Here is a 13,341-nt window from a genome sequence, read left to right as displayed (position 1 = left end):
GGGGCAGGCCCCCGACAACCGCCCGGGCGGGACGAGGCCACAGAAAGCGCGCGCGGCACCCCCCAAGCCTCACCCGTAACTCCGCGCCGGAACCGGCCCCACCGCCCCCGCCACCGCATCCGCCAGCGACTCCACGTCCCCGACCCCGAGGCTGGAGACGGTGAGCCGGACGGCCGGCCCCGCGTCCATCCGGAAGCGGGCACCCGGCGCCACCGCCCAGCCCGCCGCGAGCAGCCGCGCCACCGCGCCCGTCTCGTCGGGGACGGGGACCCACACGTTCATGCCGCCGCGCCCGTGGGCCTCGACGCCCCGCCGGGCCAGCGCCCGCACGAGCCCGTCGCGCCGCTTCCCGTACGAGCGCGCGACGACGGCCGGATCGACCGCCCCCGTGGCCCAGAGGTGTGCGACGGCCCGCTGGAGGAGGCGGCTGACCCAGCCGGGGCCGAGCCGCTGCCTCCCGAGGACCCGGTCGACGGTCTCGGCGTCACCGGTGAAGGCGGCGATCCGCAGGTCGGGCCCGTACGCCTTGGCGACGGAGCGGACCAGGACCCAGCGGCCGCCGCCCGTCGAGAGCGGATGGAGCGGCTGCGCGACGATGCCGTGCCCGTGGTCGTCCTCGACGAGCAGCACGCCCGGGTGGCCGGCGAGGACCCGTCGCAGTTCCCGTGCCCGCGCCTCGGTGACGCACGCCCCGGTCGGGTTCTGCGCCCGGTCGGTCACGATCACCGCCCGCGCCCCGTCGCGCCGGATCGCGCGGTCGACCTCCTCCGGCAGCGGCCCCTCGTCGTCGACGGCCACCGGGACGGGACGGAGCCCGAGCGCGGGCACCAGGTCGAGGAGGCTGCCCCAGCCCGGGTCCTCGACGGCGACGGCGTCGCCCGGCCTGAGGTGGACGGCGAGCACGCGCTCGATGGCGTCGAGGGAGCCCGAGGCGACGCCGACGGGTCCGTCCGGCACGCCGTCCGCGTCGAAGGCGGCGCGCGCGAGGCGCCCGAACTCCTCGTCGACGGGGGCTTCTCCGTACATGCCTGGCTGTTCGGCGTACCGCCGCGCGGCCTCGGCGAAGGCCTCGCCGAGGGATGGCAGCAGGGCGGGGTCGGGGTTGCCGTTGCTCACGTCGCGGACGCCCTCGGGGGCCTCCACCCGGATCGAGCCGCGCGCGGTCGTGGCGGGGCGTGGCCGTACCCGGCTGCCGCGCCGCCCGTCGGTCTCGATGACCCCGCGCTCGCGCAGGGTGCGGTAGGCGGCGGCGACGGTGTTGGGGTTCACACCGAGCGTGACGGCCAACTCCCGCATGGGTGGCAGGTGTTGGCCGGCCCGCAGGGCTCCGGCCCCCACCCCTCTCTCCACACTCGCGGCGATGTCCGATGCGCGACGACCTTCGATCCGATATTCTCCTAGCACAAACACAAGTATGCACTAGTGCAATGGAGTACGCAATGAGCACCGCCGCCGGCACGTACACGAGAACCGACCGGACCGTGCCCACCCGTTCCCGCGAGCGCGCCTCGTACGACAAGGCCCTGGTCCACTCGATACTCGACGAGGCGTACGTCTGCCATCTCGGCTTCGTCCGCGACGGCGCGCCGGTCGTCCTCCCGACGCTCTTCGCCCGCGTCGGCGACCGCCTCTACGTGCACGGCTCCACCGGCTCGCGGCCGCTGCGCGCCACCGGCGACGGCGTGGCGGCCCCCGGGCTGCCCGTCTGCCTGACCGTGACCCACGTCGACGGTCTCGTGCTCGCGCGCTCCGCCTTCCACCACTCCCTCAACTACCGCTCGGTCGTGGTGCACGGCACCGCCCACCAGGTCACCGACCGCGAGGAGATCCGTACGGCTCTCGACGCGCTCGTCGACCACGTCGTCCCCGGCCGGTCCGCCGACTCGCGCCCTGCGAACGCCAAGGAACTCGCCGCCACGGCCGTGATCCGGCTCGACCTGGACGAGGTCTCGGCGAAGGTCCGCACCGGCGGCCCCAACGACGACCCCGAGGACCGGACCCTCCCCCACTGGTCCGGCGTCGTCCCGGTACGCCCGGGCTATGGCACGCCGGTCCCGGCCGACGACCTCGACCCGGCCGTCGCCCTGCCGGAGTACCTGGCCACGCTCTGAGACGTACGGGAAGACGTGCGGGAAGACGTGCGGGACGGCCGGAGGACGACACGGCCGTCCCGCCCGCCTTCCCGCAAGGCCCCGCCGAGGCGGTCCGGATGCGGATCGACCGGAAGTACGCGTCGGGCCTGGAGCTCACGGCCACCGCGTGGAGGAGTCCCGACCACCTCGGGGCGCGCTCCTTCCCGATCGCGCCCTTTCTCTCCGTACGACCCGGATGCCCGCGCCGGCGGCGAACAGGGCGGGGAAGAGCGGGGCGCGCCTTTACGGTTGCGCCTCTGTCGTGACGGTGAACGCTCCGGTGGCGCGGGCCACGCACGGGCCGACGTCCGTGTCCTCCCCCGCCGCCACACCCGTCTCGCAGAGTCGGCTGCCGTTCTCGCGCAGGTCGAGGTGGAAGCGCGTGGTCCTGCCGTCCTGCTCGAGGCCGTGGATGTGTTCGTCGATGTAGCCGAGGCGGTTCAGGGTCTTCCGGACCGTGGCGGAGGTGGAGTCCGCGACCTTCTGCAGCGCCTCGATGATGCGCTGTTCGTGGTGGACGCTCGTGCACCACTCGTGGAGGTCCCACTCCGCCGCAGGCCCTGGGGGAGGGCCGGGCTCGACCGGCTCGTCCGGGGGCGTTTCCCCGGGGGCGAGACTCCGCGCCGGGTCCGGGCCGCTCGGCTTGCCGGGCGGTGTCGGCGGGACCCCGTCGGCCGCAGGGCACTCCTTCGCGTACGTGTCCGGCATCGCCGCGAACGCCTTCTGCTCGGGGGACGGCTGCGCGGGTCTCTCCTTGGGGGCGATGCTTCGGGCCGGGTCGCTCCGTGGACCACCGCCACCCGGCTCACTCCCGCAGCCGGTGAACGCCAGAGCGGTGAGAGCGGTGAGGGCGGCGGTCGCGAGGGCGGCGGTCGCGAGACCGCGCCGGTGACGGGCGAACGCGCTGATGGAGGCGGGGACGTGCGTCATGCGCCAACTCTCCGGCCGGCACCGCGCGACCCGCTCGAGTACGTGTACTCACCCCACGTGGGTAATACGCCGGCGGGGCGCATCGCAACCTGCCACTGACGCGAAGACCCGCTCACGCCCGAGGAGATCGACCTGCGCGGACGGCTCCGGTCCAGCCCCGCCCGAACACCGAACAACGGCAGGACCACCCGCGACCTGCCCGAGTCCACGATCATCGGCCTGGCGTCAACCCCTGTACCCCTGTACCCCTGTACCGCTGTACCCCTGTACCGCTGCGCCCAAGGCCGTTTACCCACGGGGTCCGGCGCGGGCAGGCCCGCACCGGACCCGTCCGCCCTACACGGCCACCGCCTCCCGCCTCCGTTCGGCCGCCGCCGTCCGCGCCTCGGCGTAGGCCAGCCCGGTGACGGCGGCGAGCAGCAGCAGCGTGCCGGACACGATGGCCGCGGTGAGCCGCTCACCGAGCAGCGAGACGGCGATCAGGGCCGCGCTCACCGGCTCCAGGAGCATGATCACGGAGACCGTGGCGGCCCGGACGACCGCCGCGCCCGCGAAGTACAGCGCGTACGCGAGCGCGGTCGGCACGGCGGCCACGTACACGAGCAGGAGGAGCACGCTCACGGGCGCGTCGGTGTGCGGTACGAGTCCCTCGGCGAGCGCCGCGGGGAGCAGCCCGGCCGCGCCGATCGCGAAGGCCCAGGTGGTGGTGGCCAGGGCGTCCGTACGGCCGCCGTCCCGGCCGAGCCAACGGGTGAGCAGGGTGATGGCCGCGTATCCGGCCGCCGAGACGACCGCGAGGACGACGCCCAGCGGCCGTACCTCCGCGGACCCGCCACCGAGGACCAGGACGACGAGCCCGGCGAGCGCCCCGGTGACGGCGGCGACGCCGCCGCGGCCGAGGCGTTCGCCCATGGCGAGCCGGGCGCCGACCGCGATGAGGACGGGGCCCGCGCCCAGGGTGACGACGGTGGCGACCGCGAGGCCGGTGGCCTGGACGGCGGCGAAGTAGGCGCTCTGGAAGACGGTGAGACCGATCCCGGTGGCGAGGATGCGGAGGATCCGCCGGCGGCGCGGTTCCCCGGCCGCGGGGGCGGCGGCGCGCCGGGGCCGCAGGGCCAGCGCGCCGAGCAGCAGGACCAGGCCGCCGACGCAGCGCCACAAGGAGAGGGCCAGCGGGCCCATGTCGCTGATGCGGAAGATCAGCGAGGCGGCGGCACCGGCCGTACCCCAGGCGATCCCGGCGACGATCAGATAGAGCAGGCTCCGCCCGACGGACAGGGCGGATTCCGAAGAGTTCGACACGTGACTTCTCCGTGGAAGACAGGAGGAAAGGGTGGTCGCTCGGCTCCGCGCGCGGGCAGCGACGAACCGCTCGGGGGCGGAGAGCCGCCCGGCCGAGCCCGGTCTTCGTCGAGGAGAGTCGCCGCGCGCCTAGAGGGCGGGAGGCGGAAGGACGGTCGAATGCATGATCGGCACCCTACGGGGCCGTACGCCCGGCGGACAACTCCGCGTCGCGTCCGGCCTTCCCGGAGCCGGCCTTCCCGGAGTCGTCGTGCGACCCGGCCTTCCCGGAGCCGTCGTGCGACCCGGCTTCCCCGGAACCGTCCGACGCCGCCCCCGAGTCCGGGTCCACCGCGCCTGCGTCGGTCACCGAGCCCGCCACGGGTCCGGGCGCGGACGCCTTCGGCGTCGAGGACTGGGCGATGAAGGCACCGACCAGCACCACCGCGCCGCCGATGATCTGCGGCGCGTCGAGGCGCTGGCCGAGCAGCACCCAGGCGAGGACGGTCGCGATGACCGCCTCCAGGCAGGCCACGACCCCCGCGACCTGCGGGGAGAGCCGGCGCACCGAGACGACCCCGGTGACGTAGGCGAGGACGGTGGCGATCAGCACGATCCAGCCGAGCAGCAGCCACGCGGGCACGCCGTTGCCGTCCATGTCGGCGCTGCCGCCGAGGAGCGCCCAGTCCATGCCCCACGGGCGGGCGATCACGGTCAGGACGACCGCGCCGATGAGCAGCCCGTACGCGATGACGCCGAGCGGGTCGGCCTGCCCGTCCTCGTCGCCGCCCTGGTCGGAGAGGACGAAGTAGCCGACCTGGCAGCAGGCGGCGGCGAGCGCCAGGAGCAGACCGACGAGGTCGAAGGTGAGTCCGGACCAGACCTGGACGACGCAGGCGAGACCGCCGACGGCCAGGACGACGCCGAGGGCGGCGGCGCGGGTGACGGGCCGGCGCTGGACGAAGCGGACCCAGCCGAGGACGAGGGCCGGGGCGAGGTATTCGATGAGGAGAGCGACGCCGACGGGGATGCGGGAGATCGAGGCGAAGTAGAAGGCCTGGACACCGGCGACGGCGAGCAGACCGAAGCCCACGAGGAGAGCCGGTTTGCGGCGCAGGAGGTCCCGGTGGCGCCAGGCCACGGGGAGCATGACGAGCGCGGCGCCGGAGACCCGGAGCCACACCACATGGAGCGGGTCGAGTCCCGCCTCGATGAGCGGCTTGGCCGCCACTCCTGAACCACCGAATGCGAAGGCCGAGGCCAGGGCGAGTCCCAGGCCGGCGCTTCTCCCCTGAGACGCGTGCATCGGGCCATGATGACAGGGGCCGGTCAGGCGCGTAACCCCCGTTACACCTGTTGAGACGGCTCGCCGATCCGGGCGACCAGGGCGACCGGGTCGACCCCCGCGCGGCGCAGCACCTCGACGGCCCGGCTCCCGGGGTCCGCGGCGACGACCGCCAGCAGGTCGAGACCGCGCGCCTGGTCGCCGCCGCGCCCCGCGGCCCGCCGGAAGGTCTCCTCCAGGGCGGCGGCCGCGACCGGTGACCAACCGGAGGCCCGCGGGTCCTGCGCCTCGGCCCCGCGGACGGCGGGCAGCGGACGGCCGGCGTCGGAGCCCTCGACCGAGCGCTGCCAGCGCAGGCCGTAGCCGATGGACCGCTGGACGAGGTAGCCGAGGACCCGGGCGAGCTGATGGTCGCCCTCGAACACGGCACCCGCCTCGGGGTCGGACTCCAGGAGCGCGTGCAGGAGGTGCGCGGTGTCGATCTGACGGTCGCCGTCCCTGAGGGCCCTGCGGCGCGCGCCCGCCACGACCGACATGAGGGACGGCGTCAGGAGGGACGGTGTCAGGAGGGGCGCGAGCTCCGCGCGCGGGGCGGCGGGCTGCTTGAGTGACTGGGGAAGCGGGACGGGACGGTGCACGCTCCCACCTCATCAGGTTCGCACGGCCGGGGCATCGCCAGGGAGAAGCATGTCCGCATCCCACCGCGGTAGGGCACGCGCGCGCGGCTCCTCCCCCTTACGGATGAGATCGCGCGTGTCGCGCCCGCGGGGCGCGCGCCGCCTTGCTCTGCGCCCCTGATGCAACCACGGGCCCTTCCCCGTACGTCCTCCGGTCGTGTTCTGGATGGTGGCTCTGCTCGCGCTCGACGGGCGGCAGTACGTCTACCGGGTGTACGCCCCCCGGGAGGCGCTGCCGGCCGATCTGTTCTGGGCGGCGTTCCACTGTCACGAGGAGGACGGGGCGCCACGCGCCTCCGACAGCTTCGACGCGGCCGAGATCTGGTGGATCGGCGACAGCGCGGGGCCGGCCGCCGCAGAACTGACGGTTCATCAGTATTGAATGTTCACGGCCACCCGGCTACGTTCCGCGACACCGGAACCCACTGGGCACGCGTGAAGGGGTGGTCTCATGGCCGAAGTCACCGCGGAGGCACGGATCGAGGCGCCGACCGGGAAGGTCTGGGCGCGACTCATGGACTTCCCCTCGTACGGCGAGTGGAACGCCACCCACACCGACTTCCCGAGCGGAGGCCCGGCCACCCTGGAGACGGGCGCCACCTTCACCGAGAACATGAAGCTGATGGGCTTCCCCGCCGAGGTGCTCTGGACGGTCGAGGAACTGGAGTCGGAGCGGGCCTTCGCCATCAAGGGCAAGGGCCCGATGGGGGTCCTCGTCACCACGCGCTACTCACTGACGGCGGACGGGGACGCGACGAGCGTACGGATCGACGGCGAGTTCACGGGCGCGGCGGTCTCCCTGATGGCGGGGAAGCTCAAGGACTCGGCGACGGCGGCCCTGACCGAGTCGCTGCGGAAGCTCTCGGGCCTGGTCACCTGACGTCTCGGACCTGGTCACCTGGCGTACGGAGCCGTTCCCGCGCACGGGGTGCCGTACGCACGCAGAAGGGCCCGTGGCGCGCGCCGCGGGCCCTTCTGCGCGTCCGGCCCGCACGGGCGCGGGTCAGTGCTCGTCGGCCAGGATCAGGTAGAGCTTTTTGCGGGCTTCGCCGATCACGCCGATCGCCTTCTGCCGCTGCTCGGGGGTACCGCTCTTCCAGACCTGCCCGAACGCCTCCATCAGACCGAAACCGGCCTGCCGGACCTCGTTCAGGGCCTCCCAGTCGACACCGCGCCCGGCCTCCTCCCAGGGGGCCTCGGGGCCGGCATCGGCCTCGGCGCGCCCGGTCTCGGTGAGCGTGAACAGCTTCTTGCCGCCGTCGCTCTCACTGGTGATCAGCCCCTCGTCCTCCAGCATCTGGAGGGTCGGGTAGACCGAGCCGGGACTGGGCTTCCACGCCCCGTCGCTGCGCTCGCCGATCTCCCGGATCATCTCGTAGCCGTGCATCGGGCGGTCCTTCAGGAGCGCCAGGATCGAGGCCCGCACGTCGCCACGCCGCGCCCTCCCCCGGCCGCCACCGTGGCCGCGTCCGCCGAAGGGCCCGCCCCCGAAGCCCGGCCCGAAGGGGCCGAACGCGGCACGCCGCCCTTCGAAGTCACCGCGAGGTCCGGGGCCCCAGCCTCCACGACCGGCTCCAGGGCCGTGCCCGTTTCCGCACTCGTGTCCATGTGAACGCATCGCAACGCTCCTTCCATCGGGATTCCATCGTCGAACTGTCGCGATGCTTCAACGATATATCGGAACTGTTCGCCGAGCAATCATCCGACCGATCCATCCTCTTCCCGCAGGTCACCGCCCCACCCCCGAACCCACCCACCACCCCGGCCCACTCACCAGCTCGCCTCGGAACCCACCGATCCGCCTCGGACCCACCCCCCACCCCCCACCCACCGACCCGGCCCCCACCCACCGGTCCAGTTCTCCGCGATTGGCCTTGGCCGCCGAAATCCACTCCCGCTACGGTCGGCGGCATGCGGATCCGAATCGTCGACGCCTTCACCGACCAGCCCTTCTCCGGCAATCCCGCCGGAGTCCTGCTCCTCGACTCCTTCCCGGACGACGCCTGGCTGCGGAACGTCGCCGCCGAGGTCAACCTCTCCGAGACGGCCTTCGCCCACCCGCTGCCCGCCGGCGGCGAGGCGGACTGGGCCCTGCGCTGGTTCACCCCCACCACCGAGGTCGACATGTGCGGCCACGCCACCCTCGCCACCGCCCACGTCCTGCACTCCACGGGCACGGCGACCGGCACCGTCCGCTTCGCGGCCCGCTGCGGCGTCCTCGGCGCCACCGCCGAGTCCGACGGCACGATCACGATGGACTTCCCGACCTCCTCCCTCACCCCCGCCCCCGTCCCCGACGGCCTGGAGAAGGCGCTGGGCGCCGAGGTGCTCGCCGTCCACGACACGGCCGCCCACATCGGCGACCTCGTCGTCGAGCTGCTCGACGAGCCCACCGTCCGCGCGCTCGCGCCGGACTTCGCCGCCCTGAAGGGCCTCTCCTCGCGCGGCGTCATCGCCACCGCCGCCGCCGAACACCCGGACCGGGGCTACGACTTCGTCTCCCGCGGCTTCTTCCCCGCCGTCGGCATCGACGAGGACCCGGTGACCGGCAGCGCCCACACCGCGCTCGCCCCCTACTGGTCCGCCCGGTTCGGCCGGGACGACCTCGTCGGCTTCCAGGGCGGCGCCCGCACCGGCATCGTCCGCATCCGTCTGCGCGGTGAACGCACCCTGCTGAACGGCCACGCGGTCACGGTCATCGAGGGCGACCTGCACGCCTGACCCGCGCCCCCCACGCGTGGGCCGTACGGAGCTCTCCGTACGGCCCACGCAGACGAAGGGGCCGTACGGAGATCCCTCTCCGTACGGCCCCTTGCCGCTTGCCCCTCACATCGTGGGCAGCCAGTCCACCCTGCCCGCGAGCAGCCCGTACCCGACGAAGGCCACGATGTCGAGCAGCGCGTGCGCCACGACCAGCGGCCCGACCCTCCCCCAGCGCCGGTATAGCAGGACGAAGACCACGCCCATCACCACGTTGCCGAGGAAGCCGCCGATCCCCTGGTAGAGGTGGTACGAACCCCGAAGGACCGAACTCGCCACCAGGGCGGCCATCGGAGTCCACCCCAACTGACCCAGCCTGCGCAGCAGATAGCCGACGACGACGACCTCTTCGAGCACGGAGTTCTGGATCGCCGAGAGGATCAGCACCGGGTACTTCCACCACACGTCGGGCAGCGACTCGGGAACCACGGTCAGGTTGAACCCGCTCGCCCGCGCCGCGAGGTAGAAGGCGAGCCCCGCGCTCCCGATGCCCGCGGCGACCAGCGTGCCGCGCCCGAGGTCGGGCCACGGCCGGGTCCGGTCGAAGCCGATGGCCCGCAGTCCGGAGCCCTCGCGCAGCAGCAGATGGGCGACGAGGACGACCGGCACGAGGGCGGTGGCGATGCCGAACAGCTGCCAGGACAGATCGAGCCACGGCCGCCCCGGCGCGTACGAGCCGTTGAGCGTCGCCGCCTGTTCCCTCAGCGGCCCGGACCTGGTGAGCGAGCCGACGAAGCTGATGAGCGACGACACCGCGCTCGCCCCGAGCGAGAGCGCCAGGACGATGAGCGTCTCGGAGCGCAGCACCCGGCGGGGCAGACCGCCGGGAGGCAGGGAAGCGTCACTCACTCGTTGCTCCGACACCACACCTGTCTCCACTTCCCGGTCACCGACGGACGCCGCCGCTGCGGCCCCGATCACTCTGCCATGATCGGCCGCCGCCCGACCCGCGCACCCCTGCTGGAGGAGCGTCACCAAAGTCCGGAGTGGGGTGCGCTCCTCAGTCGACGCCCACCGGCCAGGTGTGCACCGGTTCGCCCGTGCGCATGAGGGTCCGGTAGCGGCGGGTCGTCGCCGCGAGCGCCGCCTCTCGGTCGAGGCCCGACTCCAGGGCCCGGTGGAAGGTGTCGGCCTGCCAGGAAGCGCCGTTCACCCGCCGCAGACAGCGCTGCTCGATCACCCCGAGGTAGAAGTCCCGGTCGGCGGGCTCGATGTGCCAGGCGTCGAGCCCGGCCGCGGCGAGCGGCAGCAGCTCGTCGAGAACGAGCCGTACCGCCGGAACGGTCGCGATGCCGCCCGCGCGACCCGAGCGGGGCCAGCGCAGCTCCGCCTCGATGCCGTGGCGGCAGGCGGTGTCGAAGTTCGCCTCGGCGTCCTCGAAGGCCATGCGCTTCCAGACCGGCCGGGGGTCGTCGGCGAGCGAGCGCACGAGCCCGTAGTAGAAGGCCGCGTTGGCGATGACGTCGGTGACGGTGGGCCCGGCCGGCAGCACCCGGTTCTCCACCCGCAGGTGCGGGACGCCGTCGACCCAGCCGTAGACGGGCCGGTTCCAGCGGTACACCGTGCCGTTGTGCAGGACGAGTTCCCGGAGGCGCGGCACCCCGCCCTCGTCGAGGACGAGCAGCGGGTCCTCCTCGTCGCAGAGGGGCAGCAGGGCGGGAAAGTAGCGGAGGTTCTCCTCGAAGAGGTCGTACACCGAGTCCACCCACCGTTCCCCGAACCAGGTGCGCGGCCGGACGCCCTGCGACTGCAGCTCGGGCGGGCGGGTGTCGGTGGCCTGCTGGAAGAGCGGCGGCCGCGACTCGCGCCACAGCTCACGGCCGAAGACGAAGGGCGCGTTGGCGCCGAGCGCGATCTGGACGCCCGCCACCGCCTGCGACGCGTTCCACACGGCGGCGAACCGGGCCGGCGTCACCTGGAGGTGCAGCTGGACCGAGGTGCAGGCCGCCTCGGGCACGATCGACTCCGAGGTGCACAGGAGTCGTTCGACACCGTGGATGTCGAGCGTGAACTCCTCACCGCGGGCGGCGAGGATCTGGTCGTTGAGGAGCGTGTAACGGTCGCCGGCCGAGAGGTTCTCGAAGGTCAGGTCGTCCTGGGTGAGCGTGGGCAGTATGCCGATCATGACGACACCCGCGTCGAGTTCGGCGGCCTTGCGGTCGGCATATCCGATCCCGGTTCCGATCTCCTCCGCGAGCCGGTCGAATACGCGCCCGTTGAGCTGGTGGGGCGCGATGTTCACTTCGAGATTGAACATTCCGAGTTCCGTCTGGAAATCGGGGCTCGCGATCTTTTCGAGAACCGGCCCGTTGAGCATCCGGGGCAGGCCGTCGGCGCCGACCAGATTGAGTTCGATCTCCACGCCCATGAGATTGCGGGGGCGGTCGAACCGCTTCTCCGCCAGGAGCCTCGCCAGTCCCGCGAGACACTGCTGGAGTTTTCTCCGGTACTGCTGCCGGTCGGACGGGCCGAACCCGTCGGCCACGACCTTCTCCCCCATCGAAGCGTCCCTCCCCGAGCGGGCGGCCGCCCGGCGGCCGCGTGTCACGGACGATGATGCCCACCTCGCTGATCCACAACGCCTGCGAAAGAGGGCTGTCGGAGGATAGGCTGGATGCAGCACCCCACCGACACATCCCGAAGGCATACGACAATCGACATATACCAATGTCCTATTGTCACGGAACTCGGGATCGATATCCAGCCGTCCACCCCTGTGAGGGATGCGCAGGTGAGAGCGGCATCGCCACAGGATTCCGCTTCTGCGGCCCATTTTTTTACGGCCTGATGACGCCTTGTCAGGAATATCGGCGACGTCTAGCGGAAACACTCCGTGAACACGTGTCGTATAAACTCCGCGGACGAGGCAGAGTGTTGGCTCCCGGCCATGAGCTCTTGGCCCCTCCTCTGGCCCCGTCGCCGACAGCGCCGTCGTACCTGCCCACGCGTCACCGTGTCTCCTGAGTGAGAGGCGACCCACCATGCTCCGACCCTTCCCGGCCCCTGCGCCGGCCCTCCGCAGCGTCCTCGCGGCCCTCGGCTCACCGACCGCCGTCCACGAGGCGCGAACCCCCGCCCTGCGGGCCGCGCAGGGACCACTGAGTCCCGAACTCCCCCTGCCCGTGCACGTCCTGGGCGTCGCCGGAGCACCGGGGCAGCAGCCCCGCATCCGGCTCACCGGCTGGCGTTTCCTGATCAGGAGCGGGGGCCGGGCGATCGCCGCCGCGGACACCATGCTCACCCCCGACGGCTGGTCCTTCTCCCACTTCTTCGAAGGGCCGTACGTCACCTCCACCGAGCACGCGCTGCTCCAGGCCGAGGCGCTTCCCGTCCCGTACCAGCCACGACTGCTCTCCGTACCCGAGCTCTACATGCAGACCCTCTGGCTGCACGCCGACCCGGAGGCGGACGGCACCGCCGCCGCCCCGGCCGCGGCCGATCTGATGGTGCCGCTCGCCCCCGCACCGCCGGGGATCGCGGCCCACCGCGCCTACCAGATCGCCGACCTGCTGCCCGTGCTCAGTACACGCCTCGCGCCGCCGCCCCTCATGGGCTCGGCGGCGCCCGCCTGATCCACCGCACATGCGCCACCGCCCCGTGACCCGCCCGGGTCACGGGGCGCACTGCTGTCCGAGATGCCCGTACGAACACTCCTCCCGAACGCCCCTCCCGGACGGACTAGCCCGCTCGGACCACCCCGAACCACCCGAAGAGACCGTGTGGTTGACCCGAACCGCCCCTGCGGGTGACGCGTCTTCCCAGGAAAGGACGAGCTGCCGCGAAATCCCTGCGGAAGAGCGTCCATGGGGCAAGACTGGGATCGGAACCGAACCGACCGACGGGGGCGGCGATGAGCGCGAAGAGCCGCAGGACATCCACCACGACGCAGCGAAAGAACCCACCCATGTGCCAGCACCAGCCTGCCTGTCCCACCGCCGACTCCGCCGACCGGGAGGCGGCCCGACTGACGGCACACCACCCGGAGCAGGGCTGGAGCCTGCTGTGCAACGGCGTCCTGCTCTTCGAGGACACCGGTGAACTGCTGCCGGACGGGCAGATCATCGCCCCGCACCGGCCTCTGACGGCGGGACGGGTGACGACCGCCGCCTGAGGGCACCCGGACGGAGTGCGGAAACGCCGAGGGCCGGCCCCGAGGAACACCGCCCGGCCGGCCCACTCCACGTGTCCACGGGGGGGGCGATACCTGATAAAAGATACGTGATCAGCAAACGGTGATCACGGAAAAGGTGTGGTTCACGTACAGCGGCGGGCCGGA

At 72.7% G+C, this 13,341-nt stretch carries 14 protein-coding genes; 6 read left to right on the top strand and 8 right to left on the bottom strand.

What is annotated here, in order from left to right; all coding sequences use genetic code 11:
• Nucleotides 1–69 precede the first annotated feature (69 nt).
• Nucleotides 70–1,404, bottom strand: a complete 1,335-nt coding sequence (locus ACFWUY_RS34255; RefSeq protein ID WP_384119062.1) for an aminotransferase class I/II-fold pyridoxal phosphate-dependent enzyme — start codon at nucleotides 1,402–1,404, stop codon at nucleotides 70–72.
• Nucleotides 1,405–1,439: 35 nt separating this feature from the next.
• Between ACFWUY_RS34255 and ACFWUY_RS34250 the strand changes: the two genes are divergently transcribed.
• On the top strand, nucleotides 1,440–2,111 hold the full coding sequence (locus tag ACFWUY_RS34250) for a pyridoxamine 5'-phosphate oxidase family protein (protein WP_384119059.1): 672 nt from the start codon (nucleotides 1,440–1,442) through the stop codon (nucleotides 2,109–2,111).
• 264 nt (nucleotides 2,112–2,375) lie between these two features.
• Here ACFWUY_RS34250 and ACFWUY_RS34245 read toward each other — a convergent pair whose 3' ends face one another.
• From ACFWUY_RS34245 to ACFWUY_RS34230, 4 genes are all read right to left on the bottom strand, one after another.
• Nucleotides 2,376–3,062 carry a hypothetical protein gene (locus tag ACFWUY_RS34245; RefSeq protein WP_384119056.1) on the bottom strand — a complete coding sequence of 229 codons (687 nt, stop codon included), beginning with the start codon at nucleotides 3,060–3,062 and terminating at the stop codon, nucleotides 2,376–2,378.
• Between the two features lie 336 nt (nucleotides 3,063–3,398).
• Nucleotides 3,399–4,364, bottom strand: a complete 966-nt coding sequence (locus tag ACFWUY_RS34240; protein ID WP_384119053.1) for a DMT family transporter — start codon at nucleotides 4,362–4,364, stop codon at nucleotides 3,399–3,401.
• 175 nt (nucleotides 4,365–4,539) lie between these two features.
• A complete protein-coding gene (locus ACFWUY_RS34235; RefSeq protein ID WP_384119051.1) occupies nucleotides 4,540–5,649 on the bottom strand; it encodes a DMT family transporter in 1,110 nt (369 codons plus the stop codon).
• 41 nt (nucleotides 5,650–5,690) lie between these two features.
• Nucleotides 5,691–6,266, bottom strand: coding sequence for a Clp protease N-terminal domain-containing protein (locus tag ACFWUY_RS34230; protein ID WP_384119048.1), 576 nt, complete (start codon nucleotides 6,264–6,266; stop codon nucleotides 5,691–5,693).
• A 196-nt stretch (nucleotides 6,267–6,462) separates the two neighbouring features.
• On the opposite strand from ACFWUY_RS34230, the gene ACFWUY_RS34225 reads away from it, so the two are divergent.
• Together ACFWUY_RS34225 and ACFWUY_RS34220 are read left to right on the top strand one after the other, a co-directional pair.
• Nucleotides 6,463–6,687 (top strand): hypothetical protein, encoded by a 225-nt coding sequence (locus ACFWUY_RS34225; protein WP_384119045.1) that lies wholly within the window; start codon nucleotides 6,463–6,465, stop codon nucleotides 6,685–6,687.
• A 69-nt stretch (nucleotides 6,688–6,756) separates the two neighbouring features.
• Nucleotides 6,757–7,185 carry an SRPBCC family protein gene (locus ACFWUY_RS34220; RefSeq protein WP_384119043.1) on the top strand — a complete coding sequence of 143 codons (429 nt, stop codon included), beginning with the start codon at nucleotides 6,757–6,759 and terminating at the stop codon, nucleotides 7,183–7,185.
• 123 nt (nucleotides 7,186–7,308) lie between these two features.
• Here the strand turns inward: ACFWUY_RS34220 and ACFWUY_RS34215 are convergent, their stop codons facing one another.
• A complete protein-coding gene (locus tag ACFWUY_RS34215; RefSeq protein WP_384119041.1) occupies nucleotides 7,309–7,731 on the bottom strand; it encodes a PadR family transcriptional regulator in 423 nt (140 codons plus the stop codon).
• Between the two features lie 485 nt (nucleotides 7,732–8,216).
• On the opposite strand from ACFWUY_RS34215, the gene ACFWUY_RS34210 reads away from it, so the two are divergent.
• Entirely contained in the window at nucleotides 8,217–9,026 is an 810-nt protein-coding gene (locus tag ACFWUY_RS34210; RefSeq protein ID WP_384119039.1) for a PhzF family phenazine biosynthesis protein, read from the top strand.
• Nucleotides 9,027–9,131: 105 nt separating this feature from the next.
• On the opposite strand, the gene ACFWUY_RS34205 is transcribed toward ACFWUY_RS34210, so the two are convergent.
• Together ACFWUY_RS34205 and ACFWUY_RS34200 are read right to left on the bottom strand one after the other, a co-directional pair.
• Nucleotides 9,132–9,914, bottom strand: a complete 783-nt coding sequence (locus tag ACFWUY_RS34205; RefSeq protein WP_384119037.1) for a CPBP family intramembrane glutamic endopeptidase — start codon at nucleotides 9,912–9,914, stop codon at nucleotides 9,132–9,134.
• Nucleotides 9,915–10,065: 151 nt separating this feature from the next.
• Nucleotides 10,066–11,565 carry a glutamate--cysteine ligase gene (locus ACFWUY_RS34200; protein WP_384119035.1) on the bottom strand — a complete coding sequence of 500 codons (1,500 nt, stop codon included), beginning with the start codon at nucleotides 11,563–11,565 and terminating at the stop codon, nucleotides 10,066–10,068.
• A gap of 481 nt (nucleotides 11,566–12,046) precedes the next feature.
• Here ACFWUY_RS34200 and ACFWUY_RS34195 point away from each other — a divergent pair, with 481 nt between their 5' ends.
• Both ACFWUY_RS34195 and ACFWUY_RS34190 read left to right on the top strand, forming a co-directional pair.
• Nucleotides 12,047–12,637: a hypothetical protein gene (locus ACFWUY_RS34195; protein ID WP_384119032.1), complete on the top strand. Its 591-nt coding sequence runs from the start codon at nucleotides 12,047–12,049 to the stop codon at nucleotides 12,635–12,637.
• A gap of 332 nt (nucleotides 12,638–12,969) precedes the next feature.
• Nucleotides 12,970–13,176 carry a DUF5999 family protein gene (locus ACFWUY_RS34190; RefSeq protein WP_053648929.1) on the top strand — a complete coding sequence of 69 codons (207 nt, stop codon included), beginning with the start codon at nucleotides 12,970–12,972 and terminating at the stop codon, nucleotides 13,174–13,176.
• Nucleotides 13,177–13,341 lie beyond the last annotated feature (165 nt).

Source organism: Streptomyces sp. NPDC058664 (genome assembly GCF_042716635.1).
GTDB lineage: Bacteria > Actinomycetota > Actinomycetes > Streptomycetales > Streptomycetaceae > Streptomyces.
This window is presented reverse-complemented; position numbering and strand designations above follow the sequence as displayed.